We start from the raw sequence: 20407 nt of genomic DNA, 5'->3' as shown, positions 1-20407 counted from the left end.
ATGAAACGGTTCAGGCGCGGGCAGGCCGGTCCGATCTGCTTGCCGAAGGCTCTCCTCGCGCGTCACCGGCGGAGAGGAGATCGCCATTCTCGTCCATTGCAAAAATCAACAGACCCTGTGACGGCCCGGAGAGTGCAATTTCCTGCGCCGATCCCATATGATCAGCGAAACGCAAGGAGACACGCGATGACTTTCCGTCCTGTAGCCGCCACCAGCCAGGCCCAGCCCACCATGGAGGGCGCTGGCGTACACCTGCACCGGGTTTTCGGATTCGGTGATCCGTCCCTCACCGATCCGTTCCTGATGATGGACGATTTCCGCAACGATGATCCGCGGCTCTATGCCAAGGGCTTTCCCTGGCACCCGCACCGGGGCATCGAGACCATCACCTATGTCCTCGAAGGGCAGGTGGAGCATGCGGATTCGCTCGGCAACAAGGGCCTGCTCGGACCGGGCAGCGTCCAGTGGATGACCGCCGGGTCCGGTATCCTGCACCAGGAGATGCCCTCGGGCGACACGCAGGGCCGGATGCACGGCTTCCAGCTCTGGGCCAACCTGCCGTCGACGCTCAAGATGACGTCGCCGCGCTACCAGGACATCACCGGGAGCGACATCCCGGTCGAGGTCGATGACGACGGCACTTCGGTGAAGGTCATCATCGGCAGCTTCTGGGGCAAGACAGGTCCGGTGGACGGCATTGCCGCCAACCCGATGCTGCTCGACGTCTCGGTGCCTGCGGGCAAGCGCAAGGTGCTGCCGGTGGACACGCGCTCGAACGCGCTGGCCTATGTCTTTGCCGGCTCCGGCACCTTCCGCGATGCCTCCGATCCGGTCGGCGTGCGGGTGGAGAAGGAGTTTGCCGGGAGCGAGTTGAACATTCGCGACCTGACCGGCAACCGCACGCTGGTGCGCTTCGGCTCGGGGGACGAGGTCACGGTGCAGGCGGGCGACGAGGGTATCCGGTTCCTGCTGATGACGGGCCGTCCGATCCAGGAGCCGGTGGCCTGGCACGGGCCGATCGTGATGAACACCCGCGCCGAGTTGCAGCAGGCGATGCGCGAGCTGAACAACGGCACCTTCATCAAGGGGCACTGAGCCCCTTGCGAGACCATCCGGCAAGGGCGAAACGCGGTTTTCGCCCTTGCTTTTCCGCATGAGGCCAGCCAAACCTGCCCGCGTTCTCAGGGCGGGGTGAAATTCCCTACCGGCGGTTACAGCCCGCGAGCGCTTTTTCGGGGAAACCCGGGAAGGGTCAGCAGAGTCCGGTGAAATTCCGGCGCCGACGGTCATAGTCCGGATGGAAGAGAACCAACCGGCGGGTGTTCTGCACCCGTCCGGCTGGAGACGCCTTGGGACCATTTTGGACAAGACCGAGGATGGTTCCATGACTGACACACTGAACATCGCCTTCATCAAGGCACGCTGGCACGCCGGGATCGTGGATCAGGCGCTGAAAGGCTTCGAAGACCGCATGGCGGAGGTCGGCGCGGATTGCGCGATCACGTCCTACAACGTGCCGGGGGCGTTCGAGATGCCGCTGCTGGCAAAGAAACTCGGGCAGAGCGGCACGTATGACGCCATCGTCTGTGCCGCGCTGGTGGTGGATGGCGGGATCTACCGCCATGATTTCGTCGCCGCTGCCGTCGTCGACGGGCTGATGCAGGCGCAGATGGAGACCGGCGTGCCGACCTTCTCCGTCTCTCTCACGCCGCACCATTTCCAGCCGACCCACGAGCATATCGCCTTCTTCACCGAACATTTCGTGAAGAAAGGGGCCGAGGCGGCGGACGCGGTGCGGATGATCGCCGCGCTGGAGGTCTGAGCCATGGGACCGCTGCCCGCCTTCGTCTTTGCCACCGCCACGGAGATCCGTTTTGGCCGGGGCACGGCGCGGGCGGCGGTTCCGACGCTTGCCGGGTTCGGCAGGCGGGCTCTTCTGGTCACGGGACGGACGCCGGAGCGGGCGGCTTGGCTCAAGGGTTCGCTTGAGGCACAAGGCGTCGTCGTGACGACTTTCCCGGTGCCGGGCGAGCCGGATGTCTCCATGATCGAAGCCGGAGTCGCGCTGGCGCGGGAGGCCGAGGTGACGTCGGTCATCGCCATCGGCGGCGGTGCGGTGATCGACGCGGGCAAGGCGATTGCCGCGCTGGTGCCCGCGCCGGGGGCGATGCTGGACCATCTCGAAGTGGTGGGCAAGGGCCTGCCGCTGCAAGCCGACCCGTTGCCCTTCGCCGCCCTGCCGACAACGGCAGGCACCGGTGCGGAAGTGACGCGCAACGCGGTGATCGCCGTGCCGGAGGCGCGGCGGAAGGTGTCCTTGCGGGATGTCCGGATGTTGCCAAGGCTGGCCATCGTCGATCCCGGCCTGACCGATCATTGCCCGAAAGACGTCACGCTGGCGTCCGGTCTGGACGCGGTGACGCAGGTGATCGAGCCTTACATCTGCACCAAATCCAATCCTGTGACGGATGCACTCTGCCGCGATGCCATCCCCCGCGGGCTCGCGGCGCTTGCGGCGCTGATGCAGGGCGAAGACCGGGAAGCCCGTGATGCGCTGGCCTGGGTCAGCCTTTGCGGCGGGCTTGCGCTGGCCAATGCGGGGCTTGGGGTGGTCCATGGCCTTGCCGGACCGCTCGGCGGCCTCTCGGGCGCGGCTCACGGGGCGATCTGCGGCGCGTTGCTGCCGCATGGGCTGGCGTCGAACGACCGCGCGGTGACGGACCCGGCGATCAAGGCGCGGATCGGGGAGATCCGGGGCTGGATCGCTTCTGCGCTGGACTGCCCGCCGGATGCGGCCTTCGCGGCGCTGGCGGAGTGGTCGGCCTCCTGCGGGCTGCCCGGGCTGGACTCGCAGGGCGTCAGCGCGGATCACCGGGGCGAGGCGGCGGCCATGGCGGCGACATCCTCTTCCATGAAGGCCAATCCCGTGCCGCTGGACGAAACGGTCCTCGGACAGATCCTCGACGCCGCGCGTTACAGCGCTCCGCCTTTGACCTGACTCAGTCTGTGACACGAATGTCTCGAGAGCGCCGCAGGCGCGGCAGAGTATTCGTGTCTCAACCGCAAGGCGGGGCGCTTCAGAGCATCTGCTCGTGGTCCGTCTGGTCGATCTCGTCGTCCGGAGGAAGCCGCTTGCGCAGGGCCAGAACCCCGGCGAGCACCGCGATCAGCGTGTAGACGGCGGCGAGGAAGAAATCTTCGAGGAGACCGGACCAATCCCGCCGGTGCGCGGCGGTCCCGAACCGATCTTCTGCCAGCGCGGCGGCCATCCAGACGAAGGACAGCGCCAGCGCCATGAGCAACAGCCTGCGAAGGATCATGGCAGCCTCCTTGCGAAAGTGTGTGCCGGGCGCGGCCTTCTGTCAACACGCACGAGTTGAGCGCCGGAAATGTGCCGATCCCTGCCGATGGCCTTGCGACGGCTTGCGCTGGGCAGGGGCTGCGGTAGGGTTGGACACGCGTAACGGGCAGGGCGGACAGGAGACAGACATGGCATTGAACCGGCGGCAGTTTTCCCTTGGGGCCATGGCCTTCGGACTGGCGGGATGTGGCGGCGGTACGGTGGGCGTGCCCAATGTCGCCCGTCCCGACCCGGCAACCGATCCGGGCCTGCGTCCGCAGCCGAACGCCTCCTACGACACCTGGGTCGCGGCGTTCCGGCAACGGGCCATGGCCAGGGGAATCACGGTGCAGACGCTGGATGCGGCGTTCCGGGGGCAGGGCTACCTGCCCGGCGTGGTGGAACGCGACCGCAACCAGACCGAGTTCAAGCGCTCGCTGGAGGATTACCTCGCCATCGTCGCGCCAGAGGAAAAGGTGCAGTTCGGCCGCCCGCAGTTCGCCCGCCAACGTGGCACGCTTGGCCGGATCGAGGCGCAATACGGCGTGCCGCCGCATATTCTCGCCGGGGTCTGGGGGCTGGAGAGCTATTTCGGCACGAAACGCGGCACGATCCCGGTGATCTCCGCCACCTCGACGCTGGCCTGGGAGGGGCGGCGCGGGTCTTTCTTCGAATCCAACCTGATGGACGCTTTGCGGATCGTGCAGACCGGCGACGCGACACCATCGCAACTGGTCGGCAGCTGGGCGGGGGCAATGGGCCATACGCAGCTGATCCCGAACGCCTATCAGGCGAATGCGGTCGATTTCAACGGCGACGGCAAGCGCGACATCTGGACCGACGATCCCACCGATGCGCTGGCCACCACGGCGCGGTTCCTGTCGCGGGCCGGGTGGCGGCGCGGGCAGATTTGGGGGTTGGAGGTGACGGTGCCGCAGGGCTACTCCGGTCCCACCGGGCGCGGCAATCGTCAAAGCGTCGGCGCGTGGTCTGCGCTGGGCGTGCGGGCGGCGAAGGGCGGGAGCCTGCCGGATCATGGTCCGGCTGCGCTGCTCGCGCCGATGGGAATCGGGCGGCCGACCTTCCTCGTCTATCACAACTTCACGATAATCCTGCGCTACAACCCATCGGAGAACTATGGCCTTGGCGTCGGCTACATGGCGGACCGGCTGAACGGCGCGGGGCCGTTGTCCGGGACTTTCGGCCCCGACAGCAATGGCCTGACACTGGAGGACCGCAAGGCGATCCAGGCCGGGCTGACCCGCCGCGGCTATGACGCGGGCACGCCGGACGGCGTGATCGGCAAGAAGACCGAAGCCGCGATCAGCGCCTATCAGCAGGCGGAGGGGCTTGCGGTGACCGGCCAGCCGTCGAAGGCGCTGCTGGCGCGGCTGACGTGAAGCTCAGAGCAGCGCCCGGATCGGCTCCAGCATGCCGTTCTTGCGCAGGAAGGTGACCGGGTAGTTGCCGTCGTTGACGATGCGGTCGAGCGAGAAGCCCGGCTCGATCTTGGCCAGCTTGTCACCGACGGCCTGCGCCTTGTCGAGCTGGCCCTTGAGCGCGTAGAGCGCCAGCAACTGCCGGTGCGCCGGGCGCGACAGCGGCGCGGCGCGGGTCGCGGCCTCACCCGCCTCGATGGCCTCGTCGGGTTTGTTGCAGGCGATGGCGATCAGGCAGCGCCCGGTGTCCCACCAATGTTTGAACGGCGAGGTCGAGGCGATGAAGCTGGCGCGCTTGGAGGCGGCCAGCGCCGCTTCGTGGTCGCCCGCGAACAGGTGCGCCTCGGCCATGGAGTTCCAGGCGAAGGCATTGGCCGGATTGCGTTCCACCGCCCGCTGCGCCAGTTCGAAGAAGCCCGCGCCGTCGCGCAGGGTGGTGCCGCGTATCTTGCCCGCGATGGCCTGCACGAGCGCGTTGTCCGCGCCCTGTTCCAGTGCCTTGTAATGCAGGTCCACCGCCTCGTCGCGCAGCGCCTGCGGGTTGTCCTCGGCCAGTTCGACGATCTGCGTCGCCCGGATCAGCGCCGTCCAGGCGAGGTAGATCCCGTTGGGGTCATGGTCATAGGCCTGTTTCATCAGGCCATAGGCTTCGCGCAGCGCGTTGCGTTCGAAGCTGAACATCCGGTAGAGCGCCAGCCGCGACAGGGCGGTCGCCCGGGCTTCGGGCCGGGTGCTTTCGAGCACCTGCGGCAGCTTGCCGATGATCTGGTCCGAAGCTTCGAAGATCGTCTTGCCGATCTTCTCGTGGGTTTCGAGAATGTCGCCCAGCTGGTCGACGTGCTGCAGCTTGGAATAGAGGATGCGCCCGCTCGACTGGTGCACCGCCTTGATGAACAGCGAATGCCCGGAATCATCGCGCAGCAGCTGCGAGGTCACGCTGATGTCGGCGGCGGGGATCTGGTCCGCCTGCTCGGCAGAGTCGTGGGACTGCCGCCACGCCCGGATCTGTTCGCTGATGCTCTCGCCGATCTGGTTGGCCAGGACTTCTCCGGCGAAGGTGTCCTGCATCGGGCCGTCCGAGGCCGATTGACAGTTGATCAGGATGCCGGTCGCGGCGACGGGGCGGGCGCGGCTGATGCGGGCTTCGAGTTCGGCGCGCTCCATCCGCAGCCATTCCTCGAATTCCGGATCGCGCACGTCGAGGCCCTGCAGGAGCTCCAGCCGTTCGTCTACGGGCAGCGGCTCGTCGAGCACGTCGACGGACACCCGGGCGCTGTCCAGCGTGACCGTCGTGCGATCCGCGCCGAGCACGTCGCTGCATGGGCCAAGCGCGGTGCGCAGCTTGCTGAGGGCCTGGCGCAGGTTGGCGCTGGCCTGCTCCGGTCCGAAGGTCGACCACAGCTTGTCCTCGAGCCAGCGGCGCGGACGGGTCATGCCGGGGCTGAGCGCAAGCAGGGCCACAAGCGCCTGGTTCTTCGCGCCTTTCGGAGTGAGGGTCTCCTGCGCGGGCCCGGTCAGGTGAAAGGAGCCGAGCACCGAGACATGTAAGCGGTTTTGCTGCGTAATCATTTGCCCGGATCGGTCCTGAAACTGCGCAAGGCTACCATTCCGTCCCGGAGCGGGCAACTGCCGTGAATATTCCGTTAATACTCGGGGAGATGCGGTTTCCCAATTTGACGGCGGACCGGGTTTGGACAAAGGTTAATACAAGAATTTTCGGGGGGATTGGAATGCCGCGTTCTGCCTATGACGCCTATGATGCCTACGACGCGTACGATGCTTATGACGCGTATGATGCGTATGATGCGTACGATGCTTATGACGCCTATGACGGCCGGCGCGGCGGTGCTCCGAGCGGTGCCCTTGGCTCGGCGCGGGATGGCACCGTCGGCTATTGGGACGGCTCCGCCGACCGCACGCCGCTCAGCACCGGGCGCGGCAGCTGGGAAGCGTATCAGACGCTGGGAGGAAAGCCGAAGGCGCATGTTCTCGACAGCACCCTCAGGAGCCTGTTCGGCGTGACGCTGGGCAACACGGCCGCGGCAAACGCCACCGGCACGGTGCAGTGTTTCGGCCAGACTATCGTGACTCTCAACAAGCCGGAGGATCAGTTCCTCGCCGATCACCAGTTGCATTACCTGCGCACCGCCGCCGACCTGCGTCCGGACCGCCTTGGCGAGATCAAGGTACAGATCGGCAACCTGCGGTCCTTCTTCGGGCTGGTCGGGCATATGTCCCCGGAGGCGACGAAATGGACGCTGATGCTGCACTACGCGGTGCTGCGGCTGATGCAGTCGATCGAGATGCCGCTGAAATTCGGCTTCGACGTCGCCCGCCCGATCGCCATGTCCTACAAGGTCCAGCCGATCATCCAGACCCCGGGTCACGGCTCATGGCCGTCGGGCCACGCGACGGAATCCTTCGCGCTGGCGACGCTGCTGACGCGGCTGTTCTACAACCGTGCCTTCGATCCGGCGAGCGAGATCGCGAACGGCAACGAGCTTTACCGCCACGCCGCCCGCATCGCCGCAAACCGCACCGTCGCGGGGGTGCATTTCCCGACCGACAGCATGGCGGGCGCCGTGCTGGGCGTGACGGTGGCGGAGGCGCTGGTGCGGCTGCTCGATGGCGAGACGGAAACCTCGGCGCGGCTCTTTCACGGCGAAAGCTATAAGGGTGATTTTAATCTTTCCCTGCTTTCCTCCGCCCTGAACGATGCCTCGGTGATCGAGGTTTCTTCTTCGCCTTTACCGAGTGGTCAGGTTCCCGCGTGGCTTTCCAGTATGTGGGAGGCCGCGAAGGGCGAGTGGTAATCGGTCTTAATCAGTAGCAGCTGGGGTGTCGTTCCCCTCTGGAGTTTCACGAGTGCTCCGGGATGCCTCGCGGCGTCCCGGATGTTTTGTTTACGGCGTTCTGGTTTGACCTGGAACATCGAGCGGCACGCATGTCCCGGGAATACAGAGTATGGCAGGGCATGCGTGCCTCATGTTCAACCGGAAACGCTTACAGCGTCCCGCCTTTTACCTGAATCAACCTGCGCCACAAATGTCCCGATAGCACCGCAGGTGCGACAGGGTATTTGTGGCTCAGGTTTAAGGCGGGACGCTTCAGGGTCAGGACCTTCGGATAAGGTGTCAGCCCACGGGCACCGCGACGTCATCGCGCCAGACCCGGCGGCTGCTATCCGCAACGAGCACGACCGCCTTGCCGAGTTGCGCTTCGGCGCCCGGCGCCACAGGCAGCAGACTCACCCTCTGCGGGTCGAGATCGTCGAGGTGGGGCGATGCGGGCAGGGCGGCGAGCCGCGCTGCGGAAAGTGCCAGGGCGCGGGTCAAACGCGCGGCAGCGGCGCTGGTGCCCCCGAGACTGCGCGTGCTGCCACTGAACGTGCCGGAGGCAAGCACGCCGGGGTGCGCGCGCGACTCCTCCGCAAGAGTCGCGACGGTGGGGCCCGGGACGGACCAGTCCGCGCCCGCGCCGCTGTACCGCGCCGCGCTGACCCGGTTTTCCGTGCCGTCACCGACCGCCGCCCCGACGGTGAACACCTGTCGCCCCGGCGCCGTTGCCATGGCGCTGTGCGTGCCGTCCCGCGTAATCGGCCCTTTCGGGCAAAGCCCGGTGTAGGCCTGCCGATCCGCGTCCCAGGCATGGGCCCCGTCATCGTCGAAGTAACTCTGCCGCGCCTGCGCCGCATAGCCGCGCAGCCCGTCGTCGCGCTGGATTTGCAGCACAACGTCCAGCGGATCGCCGCCGTCATGGCGCAGGGTGACTGTCCACGCGCCGGACGCGGCCTCCGGCTCGCCGGTCTTTCGGCCCTCGCTCGGGGCAAGCGCCAGAACCAGATGCGCCGGGCTGGCGACGCCGTTGCCGAAGTCGCGGGCCGGGACGTGATAGATCCGCGCCACCGCCGCGCCGTTCCGGTTCAGCGTGCGGTATTGGCCGGGGGCCGGCGTTTCGAACCCGGATTTCGGGCCCTCCGGCCCCTCGACCTCCACCGACAGCCCTGTGAGATCGGTTCGGGGCAGGCGGATTTCCATGTAGCTCGGGGTCTGATCCGAGGGCTGCACGCGCCAGACCGACCTGCGCTGCGTGTCCGGGGTAAGGTTGTGGCGTGAGACCAGCTTGCTCTGGCGGTTGTTTCCGAAAGACCAGACGATCCGCACCGGCTGGCCGGTGACGCGCTCCCATTCGGCGGCCTCCCGGGCAATCTGGTACTCGACGAAGCGCGTGCCATCCTTCGGCCCGGCCACCACGCCCAGCGACAGGTTGACGATGACCGGCGCGGTCCGGTCCACCTCCGCCGCGCGCCGCAGCACCCAGCGCACCGCCTGCACGGCGTAGCTTTCGAACCGGGTGCCCGAGGTGTCCTCGATGGCCTGTGGCGGCAGTTGCACGGCGAGGATCGGCCAGTCGCGGGCCGCGTCCGCACCATCCGGGTCGGCGCCTGCGGCCAGATCGAGGATATGCGTGCCGTGAGACGTGCCGAAGTCGGTGATCTGCCGCGCCGCGCCGCTGAACAGTTCGGCGTTCAGCGCGGTGTAGGCTCCGCTCTCCTCGGCGCCGAGCTGCGCGGTGATCTCGTCGCGTGTCAGCACTTTGCCGAGGGCCACACGGTCGCTCCCGCTGCGCTGCTCCAGCGTCTGGACCCAGAGCGCGTGAAACCGGCTGACCTGTGTTCCATCCGCAAGGGTCTTGCGGAAACGGGCGTTGAGAAAGGCGATGCCGTCGTCGATCACCGCCACGATGGGAGCGCCGGGCGTGTCGGAGGGGGCCGCGGCGGGTGGCTGGGCGGGGGTGGGCCCGGACGCGGCGAGGCGTACCGGCATGCCCCGGTCGAGGATGGTGAAGAGGGTCTCGTGGGCCTTCGCCGCCGTCCCGGCCTTCACGTACAGCGCGTATTCGTCGGGCAGGCCGTCCAGCGGATCGCTTGTGCCGGCCCGGGCGGTCAGCTCGGCGAACTCATGGCCATCCATGCTCAGCGAGTCGTCCGCACCAAGGGCAGCGATCAACCCGGCGCGCGCCCCGGGTCCGGTGAGCCGGACGAAGATCGGCGTGTAGAGCGCACCCCAGTCCGGATCCGCCGGGGCCAGCGCCGCGCGGCGGCGTTCCAGCAATCCGGACCAGTCCAGATAGGCATCGTCGAATTCAGCGTCCTGCGCCCCCGTCCAAGCGTAAACCAAGGTTCTCTCCCGACCATACATTCAATTCAATGAAACCAGATAAGTCCCGCGTGCCCTGATCCGTCAAGAATCCGCCCCGTGTTTACGCAAAATTCACGCAGGAAACCCAGTGATCGCACCGGGTTTCGCCCCAGGCCGCGCGGATTCACCGAAGGTTCACGAAGGATTTGCGATGCGATCACGCCGCAACGTCAAGGTGAAGTTAACCTTTCGTTAACTGCGCGATTCCGCGCTTTGCTGCCACAAGGTGACTTCGATGACTCTGCCTGACATTCAGCCAGTCCGTTGTTTCAAGGTGATCGAGTGTTCCCGCGGTCCGCGTCCCCGGCGCACGGACCCTGTCGCCCTGCCTGCCGCGCCGATCCTGTCTTCGCAGGAACTGGCCGCGGACATGGCGGATCTCTTCCTCGCCGGTCTGGTGGCCGCGCATCCGTTCGAGAGCATGGCCGATCCGCATGCGGTGGTCGCCGTGACGCCGGGCACTGCGGTGAGCCTGCACGAGATGCTCTGCCAGGTCCGCACGCTCGCCTGGTCGGACGCGGCCGTGCCGCTGGCCGACGGCCCCTCCGGCTATGGCCCGGTGGCGCATCAGCGTCGCGTGCTGCGCTGGAACGGCGACCGGCAGTTGACGCTCGGCACGCTGTTCCGCAGCGGTGTCGCGCTGCCGGTGGGCCGGGCCGGCCTGTCGCGGATCTACGAGACCGACAGCGCCGTGGCGCCGGTCGAGGGTCCGCTCGAGGCGCCGGAGGAAAGCGTTGCCCTGTCGGTATGGTCGCGCTGGTGTGCGGCGCATGCCGGGGCAGGGCTGAGACTGCCGGGAGAGAAGTCCCCTTCGGCGCCGATCCACACGCCGGCGGAAATGGCCCGTCATATCCTCGATGCGCCTGCCGGGCGGCCGTACTATGCCGCGGCCCTCTCCGCGCTGGCGCAGGACGTGGGGATGGACGCCGGGCTTGGCGCCGCGCCGGTGTGGCGGGGCGGACGCCTGCTGTCGCTGCTCGCGCGGGTCGAGCGCCGTGCGCGGCTTGCGGCGGTCACCCGCCTTGCCGTGCAGGAGCGGCTGATGCGCCCGGCGGTCACCGCGGCGCGGATGACCGTCTACCTCGCCCGCGAGGAGCGCCATTGCGACCCGGCGCAGGATCTGTACCGCCGGGCGGCGGACGAACTTGCGCTTGCCGCGCCGGATCTCTTGAGCTGGGTCAGCGGTGCGAACCTGCAGGCGCGGGCGCGGGCCCGGTTCGAGCGGACACTCTTCCTGCCGCTTGGCGCGTCCAACACGCCGAGCCATCCTTCGGACGCCGCCGCCCATGTCGTGGTTGCCGGAGCCATGGCCACCGTGCTCAAGGCCGTGCTGGATACCCGCGAACCGCGCCGCCTGCGTCTCGGAGCGCGTGCCGGGGATGCCATGGACCTGGCTCTGGAACTGGACAAGGCGGTCTCCAACACCGCTCTGGCCCGCTGTGTCACCGCCGGATACTTCCCGGCGGAGAACCATCAGGACATGCGCCTCGGCCAGTCCATCGCCCTGCATGCCCTGCGCGAGGTGCTGGAGGCGGACAACCGCGACGCGACCCTGTCGTTCCGCGACTTCGACGGTAGGACCTTGCGCCTGCGGGCAAAGGCCCGGTCTTTCGGGCGCGGCTTCGCAGAGCTTCGGGTGGGCTCCACCGGCATCCAGTGGCCGCAGGACGCGGCGGAGCCGGGGGCACATCTGACCGCCGTCGTCTGATCCGCCAAACGGTCCCCTCCCGCCCGGTTGACGCGGATCAAGGCGCACTCCGATGCCCTGTGCCAAAGTGGTCATGGGGCATCGGAGGACGTTTCCATGAGACTAGCCGCTTTACTTGCCATCACGCTGACCACGCCGGTGTTGGCGCAGGACGCCGACATCGGCCGGGCACATTACCACACCCATTGTGCCACCTGTCACGGGCTGGAAGGCCGCGGCGACGGACCGATGGCCGGGGTGCTATTGATAAAGCCGGTCAACCTGACAGAACTCAGCGCCCGGAATGGCGGGACCTTCCCGCTGGAACGGGTCGTGATGCGCATCGACGGGCGCGATCCTCTGGTCAGCCACGGCTCACCCATGCCGGTTTTCGGCGACTATTTCGAGGGCAGCTATGACGTTGCGATCAAGGCGCCCTCGGGCCAGCCGGTGATGACATCCCGGCCAGTGGTAGACCTCGTCGCCTACCTGCAGGAAATCCAGCGGATCGAATGATCCGGGCGATCACTGTCGGCAGATGCCCTCGGTCTGGACCCCGGACCAGGGCAGCCTGACCGTGCCGGGTCCAAGCGCCCGGTCCAGACCGTCGACCGGCATGTGCTGCGCGATCATCTCGCGCAGCCGGGCCGTGCGCGGCGCCTCGGGATCGAGCAGGCGGCAACAGACGTATTCCTCCACGATGCTGCCCTGCTGTTCATAGCCGTAACTCAAGAAATCCTGTGGCGTGTCGGGATCGAAGAGATAGGGATCGGCGCTGCTTGCATGCTCGGAGATCGCCTTGATCGGGTGGTATTTCGTGCGCTTGCGGTTCTGCCATTGCCAGACGTGCGTGGCCTCATGGGCGAACAGCATGGCCGAAGCCAAGTCGATCTGCGTCGGCCACCCCTGCATCAGGTCGTCGGCATAGAGATCCTTGCGCACCATCATGGTGTTGAAGAGCACGCTGGCGGCGGGAGACACTTCCATGGTCGTCTCCTTTTCCAGTGGCGGCCAGATGCGCTCCTGACAGGTGGTCCGGGGCCGCACCGGGATGGTGTAGACATAACTCCCGGCGAAATGCCCGTCGATGACGCGGATGCGCTTCGTGTCGATCTGATCGCCCTGGATGGCCTTGAGGTAGGCCGTCTCGGACGGGGTCAGCGGACGCCCGCAGGCGGCGAGGAACAGGAGGAAAAACAACAGGCTGCGCATGGGATGATCTGACCGCGTGTCGGGCGATCAGGCAAGGGGGGAAGGGGAACCTGACCGATTTTTTTGCGGGGAAGGAAACTTCCGGGGCCATGGCGCGTTTGACCTCCAAAGGCACTGGAACCTGAAAGGAGGTCCGCCATGAATATGGATCAAGTGAAAGGCAAATGGTCGCAACTGACCGGCAAGGTCCGTGAGGAGTGGGGCGAGTTGACCGAAGACGAGGTCATGGAAGCCCGCGGCGAGCGCGAGCAACTGGTCGGCAAGATCCAGGAGAAGTACGGCAAGAGCCGGGAGGAGGCCGAGCAGGAGTTCGACCGCTTCGTGGCCGGATTGTAAGCCGCTGAAATGATTGACGGATCGGGCGGGTGCCTTTCCCTCGGGCACCCGCCCGTTTTCGTCTTCAGACGTCCAGTTCTTCGACGAAACGGGCGTTTTCCTGGATGTACTGGAAGCGCAGCTCCGGCTTCTTGCCCATGAGTCGCTCGACAAGATCGCCGGTCTCGCCCGGCTCGTCCTCGTGGATCGTCACCCGGATCAGAGTCCGCGTGGCCGGGTCCATCGTGGTTTCCTTGAGATCCTTCGCGTCCATTTCGCCAAGGCCCTTGAACCGCTGAACGTCGATTTTCCCCTTTCCGCCCAGACCCTTGGCCAGCGCCTGCTCCTTGGCGGCATCGTCCGCCACATAGATGCGCTTCGCGCCCTGAGTCAGGCGGTACAGCGGCGGGCAGGCGAGGTAGAGGTGGCCCTGGTCAATCAGCGGGCGCATCTGGGTGAAGAAGAAGGTCATCAGCAGCGAGGCAATATGCGCGCCGTCGACGTCGGCGTCGGTCATGATGATGATCTTGTCGTACCGCAGGTCGTCGAGGTTGAACTTCGTGCCGAGCCCAACCCCCATGGCCTCGCAAAGGTCACGGATTTCTGCGTTTGATGTCAGCTTGTTGGAGGCCGCGCCGAGGACGTTCAGGATCTTGCCCTTGAGGGGCAGGAGGGCCTGGGTTTCCCTGAAACGGGCGCCCTTGGCGGAGCCGCCGGCCGAATCGCCTTCGACGATGAAGAGCTCGGTGTTCTCGCGGCTCTTTGCGGTGCAGTCGGTCAGCTTGCCGGGCAGGCGGAGTTTCTTCGTCGCGGACTTCCGCGCGGTTTCCTTCTCCTGCCTGCGGCGGAGGCGCTCTTCGGCCCTGAGGACCAGAAAATCAAGGATTGCTCCGGCGGATTTGGTGTCGGAGGCCAGCCAGTTGTCGAAGTGGTCGCGGACAGCGTTTTCGACCAGTCTTTGCGCCTCCGTGGTGGCCAGCCGGTCCTTGGTCTGGCCGACGAACTCCGGCTCCCGGATGAAGCAGGACACCAGCGCACAGCCCCCGGTCAGCAGGTCGTCCTTGTTGATTTGACTGGCTTTTTTGTTTTGCACCAACTCGCCGTAGGCCTTCACACCCTTCAGGATCGCGGACCAGAATCCGGCCTCGTGGGTGCCGCCTTCGGGGGTTGGGACGGTGTTGCAGTAGGATTGGATGAAGCCGTCGCGGGAGGGGGTCCAGTTGATGGCCCATTCCACCTTGCCCGGAACGCCGAATTTCTCGCGGAAATCGACCACGCCGGAGAAGGGCTTGTCGCTGTAAGTCATTGACTTACCGAGGCTTTCCGTCAGGTAGTCAGCCAGCCCGCCGGGGAAGTGGAAGACCGAATCGCACGGTGTCTCGCCGTCGTCGATCTCGGACTTCCAGCGAATCTCCACGCCACTGAAAAGATAGGCCTTCGAGCGCACCATCTTGAACAGGCGGGCGGGCTTAAACCTATGATGTCCAAAGATTTCTTCGTCGGCGTGGAAGGTTGTGGCGGTGCCGCGGCGGTTCGGGGCGGCGCCGATCTTCTCGACCGGGCCAAGGGGGATGCCGCGGGAGAATCGCTGCTCGTAGAGTTCCTTGTTCTTGGCCACCTGCACGACCATCGAATCCGACAGCGCGTTGACCACGGAGGCACCAACGCCGTGCAGACCGCCGGAGGTCTCATAGGCATCGCCGGAGAACTTGCCGCCCGCGTGCAGGGTGCAGAGGATCACTTCGAGCGCGGATTTGCCGGGGAATTTCGGGTGCGGATCAATCGGGATGCCGCGCCCGTTGTCGCGGATTTCCACTGCATAATCAGCATGTAGGATAACCTCGATGCGGTTCGCATGGCCCGCGACGGCCTCGTCCATGGAGTTGTCCAGGATCTCGGCAACCATGTGATGCAGGGCGCGCTCGTCGGTGCCGCCGATGTACATGCCGGGACGCTTGCGCACCGGCTCCAGCCCTTCGAGCACCTCGATGGAGGAGGCGTCATATTCCTTGATGACGGCGGCTTGCAGAAGGTCGTCGGCCATGCTCGTGCCCTTTTTGTTCTTATCGGGATTGAGGGTCATTATGGCAGAGCCGGGGGCGCGGGAAAAGCGCGGATTAAGGCACCGTTCGGTGCCGGTAACGGAGCGGTCGCTGCCCCGTTGCGCGGCTGGCTTGTTCGAAAGTCAGTACAACAGGTGCGTTTTTTTCGTACAGATTGCCCGCCTTGGAAACGGGGCTTTCGGGGGGTGAGCGCCGTGCGGGCGAAGCCCGACAAACCGTCCGGGGGACGGTTTGAGGCGCGAACGGGCGGAGCCCCGGGTGCGCTGTGCTTGCAAAAGTGTCGACGCCGACACAGGGAGGTTCTTGTCCGGGACAGCGGTGGTTTTGGTCGCTTCAGGCGCGGCGCTCGATGTTGAGGAGGTCCCGGGTCAAGCCCGGGACGGGGATGTTGAGGGCCCGGCGTGTCCCACAAACCCCGGCGCGGGCTGAAAGCTCGGGCCACGCCCGCCCGGGGCTTCGCCCGTTTGTGCCTCAAACCGTCCGCAGGACGGTTTGCCGCTGCGCGGACCGGCTCAAACCCCTCCCCCCGGGAGGGCGTTTATTGCACTGTCGGTTTTCAAGGTGTCGTCGGTCTAAGTTGAAGCGCTGCGCGGGGCACAATGGGAGCGAAACGCCCACCCAGGGTCGGGCGTGGCCCTCGGCGCTACTTCGAAGTTACTGAAAGCGACAAAGGTCTCTTGCTCACCTGAGTGATTCTCATCAGCCCTTGCTCCAACTCCGAAGCTCTTTTCTCGACCCGATCTAGAAAATGCACGGAGCGATTCTGGGCCGCTTCTTGCTGCAATTGTGCATGCAGAATTTCCCCGTTCCGGTTGTTAAAAAACTTGCTGAAACTCAATAGCTCTTTGAGCAGGTCTGATCCGAGTAAGAGATGAAGGTACCCAGAGTTGTTCACTGGCCCCAACGCAGAATAGTCAAAACTAGCCATGGGAAAGAACACTTGTTGTGAATTGATTTCTCCTGCCGTGAGAAGGACTTTTTGCCGTGCGATCTCATCTTTGAAGACTTGGAGTTCTTCGAGGTTGAATTGGGCCTCGATTTGTAAAACTTGGAGTGCTGAACTGCCTTGGCGATTGCGTTCGACAAATCCCAATGCACTTTGAATAAGTGCGCCAGCTACCACCCCAACAAAAACCCAAAAGGCATTTGCAAAAGCAGCTTGAAATGTAATCTCGCCCATTACTCTACCTCACCAACTCCCGCACCCTACACACCGGCCCCGCTTCCCTCAACACCTCTGACGCCACTTCGCGCCACGCGCCTTCGTCGAACGCCGGGAAAAACGCGTCGGCGTCTTCGACCACCAGATCCACCTCCGTCACCAGCAGGCGATCCGCCAGGGGGAGCAGGGCTTCGTAGATGCTTTGGCCGCCGATGCCGTAGACGCGGAACCAGCCTTGGGCGCGGCAAAGGGCGAGCGCGGCCTCGACGCTGGGCGCGGTGATTTCGCAAAGGTCGGGGTTCGAGGTGACAACCACGTTCAGCCGGGATTTCAGCGGTTTGACGGGCAGGGACTCCCACGTCCGGCGGCCCATGATCAAAGCCCCGCCCAGGGTTTCGCGTTTGAACATGGCGAGGTCTTCGGGGGCGTGCCAGGGGATGTCCCCGGCCTTGCCGATGGCTCCGTTGCGGGCGCGGGCGGCGATGAGGGTGAGCATCAGACGGCCACCGGGGCCTTGATGGCCGGATGGGGGTCGTAGCCGTCGAAGGCGAAATCGTCATAGCGGAAGTCGAAGAGGGACGGGACGTCGCGGGTCAGGCGCAGGGTTGGCAGGGGGCGGGGGGCGCGGGAGAGTTGTTCGCGGACCTGATCCATGTGGTTCGAATAGATATGGGCGTCGCCGATGGAATGGATGAAGTCGCCGGGTTCGTAGCCGGTGACATGGGCGAGCATATGGGCGAGCAGGGCGTAGGAGGCGATGTTGAAGGGAACGCCGAGGAACATATCGGCGGAACGCTGGTAGAGTTGCAGGTGGAGTTTGCCGCCCGAGATGCGGACCTGCCAGAGGGTGTGGCAGGGGGGCAGGGCCATGTCCGGGACATCGGCGGGGTTCCAGGCGGAGACGATGAGGCGCCGGGAGTCCGGGGAGGTGCGGATCATGTCGAGGAGGGTTTCGATCTGGTCGATCGTGCCGGTGTGGCCGGGCCAGTGCCGCCACTGGTGGCCGTAAACCGGGCCGAGGTTGCCGTCCGCGTCGGCCCATTCGTCCCAGATCGAGACGCCGTTTGCCTTGAGATACCGGATGTTGGTGTCGCCGGAGAGGAACCACAGAAGTTCGTGCACGATGGACTTGAGGTGGAGTTTCTTGGTGGTGACGAGGGGGAAGCCGTCCTTGAGCGGGTAGCGGGCCTGGAGGCCGAAGTAGGAGGTGGTGCCGGTGCCGGTGCGGTCGGTCGAGGGGGTGCCGTGGTCAAGGACGGTGCGCAGGGCGTCGAGGTATTGTTGCATGGGGAGGCTCCGGGTCGGCGTCACGAAATGAGTCGGCTGCGACTATATCTGGTGTTGAGCCGGAGGGGGAGTGCGAGATGCTGTAGAGGCGGATTTGCCTCACATTTGATGAAACTGCGGCGGTGGCGGGGCAGGGGTTTGACAGGACCCGCGCCGATGCGCAGGCTGGTCCCCAAAATATAAACGGGCAAGACCTGAGGCAGTCAGATGAAACGATTTTTTGTTGCGCTCGCGCTGGTGGGCGCGCTTGGCGCATGTGACGGCGGCAATCCGGCGAGCGAGAGTGACGACAGCGCGGGCGTCGGCACCGGCGCACAGCCGCTGATCGACGAACCGATGCCGACAAACGTGCCGACCGAACCCGGCGGCAGCACCGGGCCGGATGTCTATGGCACGGACGCGAATGCCGACCTGACCATGAACGACGTGGATTTCGATCCGCAGACCGGGCAGCTGGTGCTGAACAACCTGCCATTCGACGGCGGCGACAACCGGTATGCGCGGGACACGGCGGCTTCGACAGCGCTCGGCAATGCGGGTTCGCCCTTCTCGGCCTATCGCAACGTTCAGGGTTCGAACCGCTATTACGCGGTGTTCCGGCGCTCGGCGTCGGGGTATTCGCAGGTCACCGCGGTGGGCAACGACAATTACGTGACCTTCGGCTTCGGCGGGGCCTCGGCGCAGCGGCTCAGCGGTGACGGCTCTCTGCCTAATGCGAACCAGAACTATGTCTTCAACGGCGAGTATGCCGCGGTGCGCACGATCATCGACCCGGATACTGGCTCGGAGATCCAGTATGTCATCGGCGACGTGCGCATCGACGTCGACATCGAGGACTTCGACGATCTCGGCGCGGTCGAGGGGATCATCGCCAACCGCCAGTTCTTCGACAAGGCCGGGGTGCCGATCAACGACCTGAACGGCTCGGACGAGTTCATCTCGCTGGCCACGGCGCAGATCGACTTCAGCAACTGGACGATCCAGAGCTCCACCGCGGGCGTGTATGGCGGCAACAACACCAACGGCGTCGGCGCGACCGGGACCTGGCAGGGCCTGTTCACCGGTCCGAACGGCGAGGAAGTCGCGGGCATCGTGGTGGTCGAGGGCACCGGCCCGATCGGCATCGACCCGAACACCGGCGATTATATCCAGGTGGACGTGCGCGAGGTTGGCGCCTTCGTGGCGACGCGCTGAGCGATGCGCGTGACATTGGCCCTTCGTCCGGAAGCCGGGCGGAGGGACACAGGCGGAACGGCGGGACGGGCCCTGCGCGGGCTGATCTTCGGGCTTTCGGTGCTCGGATCGGGTGCGGCGGGCATCGCAGCCTTCGGCCCGCAAACGGCGGTGGCGGAAGCGCGGGTCAGCATCGACGAGGCGCGCGACATGGCCGGGGTGCTGCTCCAGCAGGGCCGGGCGCGGGAAGCGCTGCTGCTGGCGGAGGGCATTCTCAAGGGTCTGCCGGATGACGTGGCGGCGCTGGTGCTCAAGAGCCGGGCGCTGCGCGACCTCGGGCGCTTCGACGAGGCGGATCGGGTGGCGGGTACGGCGCGGGCCAGGGCCAACGCGGGCGGCACCGACAAGGACCGTTTCTTCGCGGCGCTGGTGACGGCGCAGGCGAAAGCCTCGGACGGCAAGAAAGGCCTCGCCCAATACTGGCTGCGCCGGGCGGCGGAGATTGCCCCGGACGACGAGATGAAGGCCGTCGCGGTGCGCGATTTCCGCTACGTGCGCAGCACGACGCCGTGGCAGGTGAAACTGAGCCTCTTCGCCGAACCCTCGGACAACCTGAACGGTGCGCCGAAGACCAACGAGTTCAGCTTTGCCGGGCTGACCTTTACCAATACGGCCGCGGTGCCGCTCTCGGGGATGCGGTTCGGCGGCGATGCCTCGCTGACCTACCGCATCGCGCTGGGTGAGCAGAGCCGGATCAACCTCGGGGCGACGGGCGGGATCGAGCGCGTGCGTTTCTCGCAATCGGCGAAGGACAAGGTCCCGGGCATCGACGCGGCGGACTACAGCCGCGACCGGCTCGGGTTTTCCATAGGATACGAGCAGCGCGGCGCGGCGCAGGACTGGCTGGGTTCGGCGCAGCTGTCGGTGTCGCGGTACTGGGGCGGGGGGATGCACATCTCCGACGCGGTGCGGCTCGATCTCGGCTACGCCCGGCGGCTCGCGGAGGGCTGGACCGGCTCGGTGCGGCTGGCCTACGAGGACGAGACGCGGATGGACGCGGGCCAGCGCAGCGCGGTGACGCAAGAGGCGTCGCTGACGCTGACCCGGCATTGGGACAAGAGTGCGCTGAGCCTGAGCCTGGGCGGTGCGGACATCGCCTCCGACTCGCGGCTGGTGGACCGGCAGAGCCAGACGGCGGCGCTGAAATTCGCGCGGACCGCGCCGGTGATGGGGCTGCTGCCGAGCGTGACGCTGAGCTATGCGGCGGAAGACTACGCGCAGTCGCCGTTCGGCTGGTGGGTGGACCCCCGGCAGGACGAGGAATGGGGTCTGTCCGTCGACGTGCTGCTGCCGAAGATGGATTACATGGGCTTTGCGCCGGAGGTGGGGGTTTCCTTCCGCGACCGGCGCTCCAATTATTCCATCTACGAGACGCAGAGCACCGATTTGCGGCTGGGGCTGAAGTCGGTATTCTGACGTCCGGGCCGGACGGTGAGCACAATCTTGGACAAAGATTTTTCTCACCGCC

18 protein-coding genes and 1 riboswitch are annotated in these 20407 nt (G+C 65.9%); of the genes, 10 read left to right on the top strand and 8 right to left on the bottom strand.

From position 1 onward, the window contains the following. Positions 1-186 precede the first annotated feature (186 nt). From ACP159_RS10540 to ACP159_RS10530, 3 genes are all read left to right on the top strand, one after another. Positions 187-1095, top strand: a complete 909-nt coding sequence (locus ACP159_RS10540) for a pirin family protein (protein ID WP_425099648.1) — start codon at positions 187-189, stop codon at positions 1093-1095. Between the two features lie 78 nt (positions 1096-1173). Further along, positions 1174-1313: riboswitch (FMN riboswitch) on the top strand. Between the two features lie 71 nt (positions 1314-1384). Next, positions 1385-1822 carry a 6,7-dimethyl-8-ribityllumazine synthase gene (locus tag ACP159_RS10535; protein WP_425099647.1) on the top strand — a complete coding sequence of 146 codons (438 nt, stop codon included), beginning with the start codon at positions 1385-1387 and terminating at the stop codon, positions 1820-1822. Between the two features lie 12 nt (positions 1823-1834). Continuing rightward, positions 1835-2998, top strand: coding sequence for an iron-containing alcohol dehydrogenase (locus ACP159_RS10530; RefSeq protein ID WP_425099683.1), 1164 nt, complete (start codon positions 1835-1837; stop codon positions 2996-2998). A gap of 79 nt (positions 2999-3077) precedes the next feature. On the opposite strand, the gene ACP159_RS10525 is transcribed toward ACP159_RS10530, so the two are convergent. Continuing rightward, a complete protein-coding gene (locus tag ACP159_RS10525; RefSeq protein WP_425099646.1) occupies positions 3078-3320 on the bottom strand; it encodes a hypothetical protein in 243 nt (80 codons plus the stop codon). A 169-nt stretch (positions 3321-3489) separates the two neighbouring features. Here ACP159_RS10525 and ACP159_RS10520 point away from each other — a divergent pair, with 169 nt between their 5' ends. Next, positions 3490-4740: a lytic murein transglycosylase gene (locus ACP159_RS10520; protein ID WP_425099645.1), complete on the top strand. Its 1251-nt coding sequence runs from the start codon at positions 3490-3492 to the stop codon at positions 4738-4740. Positions 4741-4743: 3 nt separating this feature from the next. Here ACP159_RS10520 and ACP159_RS10515 read toward each other — a convergent pair whose 3' ends face one another. Beyond that, positions 4744-6348 carry a transcriptional regulator gene (locus tag ACP159_RS10515; RefSeq protein WP_425099644.1) on the bottom strand — a complete coding sequence of 535 codons (1605 nt, stop codon included), beginning with the start codon at positions 6346-6348 and terminating at the stop codon, positions 4744-4746. A gap of 161 nt (positions 6349-6509) precedes the next feature. On the opposite strand from ACP159_RS10515, the gene ACP159_RS10510 reads away from it, so the two are divergent. Continuing rightward, positions 6510-7592, top strand: a complete 1083-nt coding sequence (locus tag ACP159_RS10510) for a phosphatase PAP2 family protein (RefSeq protein WP_425099643.1) — start codon at positions 6510-6512, stop codon at positions 7590-7592. 321 nt (positions 7593-7913) lie between these two features. On the opposite strand, the gene ACP159_RS10505 is transcribed toward ACP159_RS10510, so the two are convergent. Beyond that, the gene (locus ACP159_RS10505) at positions 7914-9959 is read right to left on the bottom strand and encodes a S8 family serine peptidase (RefSeq protein ID WP_425099642.1); all 2046 of its coding nucleotides are present in this window, start codon (positions 9957-9959) and stop codon (positions 7914-7916) included. A 256-nt stretch (positions 9960-10215) separates the two neighbouring features. On the opposite strand from ACP159_RS10505, the gene ACP159_RS10500 reads away from it, so the two are divergent. Next, a complete protein-coding gene (locus tag ACP159_RS10500) occupies positions 10216-11688 on the top strand; it encodes a hypothetical protein (protein ID WP_425099641.1) in 1473 nt (490 codons plus the stop codon). Between the two features lie 96 nt (positions 11689-11784). After that, positions 11785-12183, top strand: coding sequence for a c-type cytochrome (locus ACP159_RS10495; RefSeq protein WP_425099640.1), 399 nt, complete (start codon positions 11785-11787; stop codon positions 12181-12183). Positions 12184-12192: 9 nt separating this feature from the next. Here the strand turns inward: ACP159_RS10495 and ACP159_RS10490 are convergent, their stop codons facing one another. Continuing rightward, positions 12193-12879 (bottom strand): hypothetical protein, encoded by a 687-nt coding sequence (locus ACP159_RS10490; protein WP_425099639.1) that lies wholly within the window; start codon positions 12877-12879, stop codon positions 12193-12195. A 138-nt stretch (positions 12880-13017) separates the two neighbouring features. On the opposite strand from ACP159_RS10490, the gene ACP159_RS10485 reads away from it, so the two are divergent. After that, a complete protein-coding gene (locus tag ACP159_RS10485; RefSeq protein ID WP_425099638.1) occupies positions 13018-13215 on the top strand; it encodes a CsbD family protein in 198 nt (65 codons plus the stop codon). A 64-nt stretch (positions 13216-13279) separates the two neighbouring features. Here ACP159_RS10485 and parE read toward each other — a convergent pair whose 3' ends face one another. The 4 genes from parE to ACP159_RS10465 all read right to left on the bottom strand — a co-directional run bounded on the left by parE (position 13280) and on the right by ACP159_RS10465 (position 17706). After that, entirely contained in the window at positions 13280-15238 is a 1959-nt protein-coding gene (parE, locus tag ACP159_RS10480) for a DNA topoisomerase IV subunit B (protein ID WP_425099637.1), read from the bottom strand. A gap of 662 nt (positions 15239-15900) precedes the next feature. Beyond that, positions 15901-16437, bottom strand: coding sequence for a hypothetical protein (locus ACP159_RS10475; RefSeq protein ID WP_425099636.1), 537 nt, complete (start codon positions 16435-16437; stop codon positions 15901-15903). A gap of 4 nt (positions 16438-16441) precedes the next feature. Next, positions 16442-16915: a dihydrofolate reductase gene (locus tag ACP159_RS10470; RefSeq protein WP_425099635.1), complete on the bottom strand. Its 474-nt coding sequence runs from the start codon at positions 16913-16915 to the stop codon at positions 16442-16444. Then, positions 16915-17706 (bottom strand): thymidylate synthase, encoded by a 792-nt coding sequence (locus ACP159_RS10465; RefSeq protein ID WP_425099634.1) that lies wholly within the window; start codon positions 17704-17706, stop codon positions 16915-16917. Before ACP159_RS10465 ends, ACP159_RS10470 begins: the two co-directional genes overlap by 1 nt. A 207-nt stretch (positions 17707-17913) precedes the next feature. Between ACP159_RS10465 and ACP159_RS10460 the strand changes: the two genes are divergently transcribed. Continuing rightward, a complete protein-coding gene (locus ACP159_RS10460; RefSeq protein WP_425099633.1) occupies positions 17914-18900 on the top strand; it encodes a hypothetical protein in 987 nt (328 codons plus the stop codon). A 9-nt stretch (positions 18901-18909) separates the two neighbouring features. Beyond that, positions 18910-20355 (top strand): surface lipoprotein assembly modifier, encoded by a 1446-nt coding sequence (locus tag ACP159_RS10455; protein ID WP_425099632.1) that lies wholly within the window; start codon positions 18910-18912, stop codon positions 20353-20355. Positions 20356-20407: the final 52 nt, after the last annotated feature.

Origin of the sequence: Tropicibacter sp. S64, from assembly GCF_049803835.1 — a bacterium.
Lineage (GTDB): Bacteria > Pseudomonadota > Alphaproteobacteria > Rhodobacterales > Rhodobacteraceae > Pacificoceanicola.
Note: the sequence above shows the minus strand (reverse complement) of the source record. Positions and strands in the feature narration are given on the sequence as shown.

What these genes read in the sequence shown, in the direction of transcription:
- ACP159_RS10520 (WP_425099645.1), top strand. Translation starts at nt 3,490, where the DNA reads ATGGCATTGAACCGGCGGCAGTTTTCCCTTGGGGCCATGGCCTTCGGA.
- ACP159_RS10475 (WP_425099636.1), bottom strand. Translation starts at nt 16,437, where the DNA reads ATGGGCGAGATTACATTTCAAGCTGCTTTTGCAAATGCCTTTTGGGTT.
- ACP159_RS10495 (WP_425099640.1), top strand. Translation starts at nt 11,785, where the DNA reads ATGAGACTAGCCGCTTTACTTGCCATCACGCTGACCACGCCGGTGTTG.
- ACP159_RS10470 (WP_425099635.1), bottom strand. Translation starts at nt 16,915, where the DNA reads ATGCTCACCCTCATCGCCGCCCGCGCCCGCAACGGAGCCATCGGCAAG.
- ACP159_RS10500 (WP_425099641.1), top strand. Translation starts at nt 10,216, where the DNA reads ATGACTCTGCCTGACATTCAGCCAGTCCGTTGTTTCAAGGTGATCGAG.
- parE (WP_425099637.1), bottom strand. Translation starts at nt 15,238, where the DNA reads ATGGCCGACGACCTTCTGCAAGCCGCCGTCATCAAGGAATATGACGCC.
- ACP159_RS10525 (WP_425099646.1), bottom strand. Translation starts at nt 3,320, where the DNA reads ATGATCCTTCGCAGGCTGTTGCTCATGGCGCTGGCGCTGTCCTTCGTC.
- ACP159_RS10510 (WP_425099643.1), top strand. Translation starts at nt 6,510, where the DNA reads ATGCCGCGTTCTGCCTATGACGCCTATGATGCCTACGACGCGTACGAT.
- ACP159_RS10535 (WP_425099647.1), top strand. Translation starts at nt 1,385, where the DNA reads ATGACTGACACACTGAACATCGCCTTCATCAAGGCACGCTGGCACGCC.
- ACP159_RS10485 (WP_425099638.1), top strand. Translation starts at nt 13,018, where the DNA reads ATGAATATGGATCAAGTGAAAGGCAAATGGTCGCAACTGACCGGCAAG.
- ACP159_RS10515 (WP_425099644.1), bottom strand. Translation starts at nt 6,348, where the DNA reads ATGATTACGCAGCAAAACCGCTTACATGTCTCGGTGCTCGGCTCCTTT.
- ACP159_RS10540 (WP_425099648.1), top strand. Translation starts at nt 187, where the DNA reads ATGACTTTCCGTCCTGTAGCCGCCACCAGCCAGGCCCAGCCCACCATG.
- ACP159_RS10490 (WP_425099639.1), bottom strand. Translation starts at nt 12,879, where the DNA reads ATGCGCAGCCTGTTGTTTTTCCTCCTGTTCCTCGCCGCCTGCGGGCGT.
- ACP159_RS10460 (WP_425099633.1), top strand. Translation starts at nt 17,914, where the DNA reads ATGAAACGATTTTTTGTTGCGCTCGCGCTGGTGGGCGCGCTTGGCGCA.
- ACP159_RS10465 (WP_425099634.1), bottom strand. Translation starts at nt 17,706, where the DNA reads ATGCAACAATACCTCGACGCCCTGCGCACCGTCCTTGACCACGGCACC.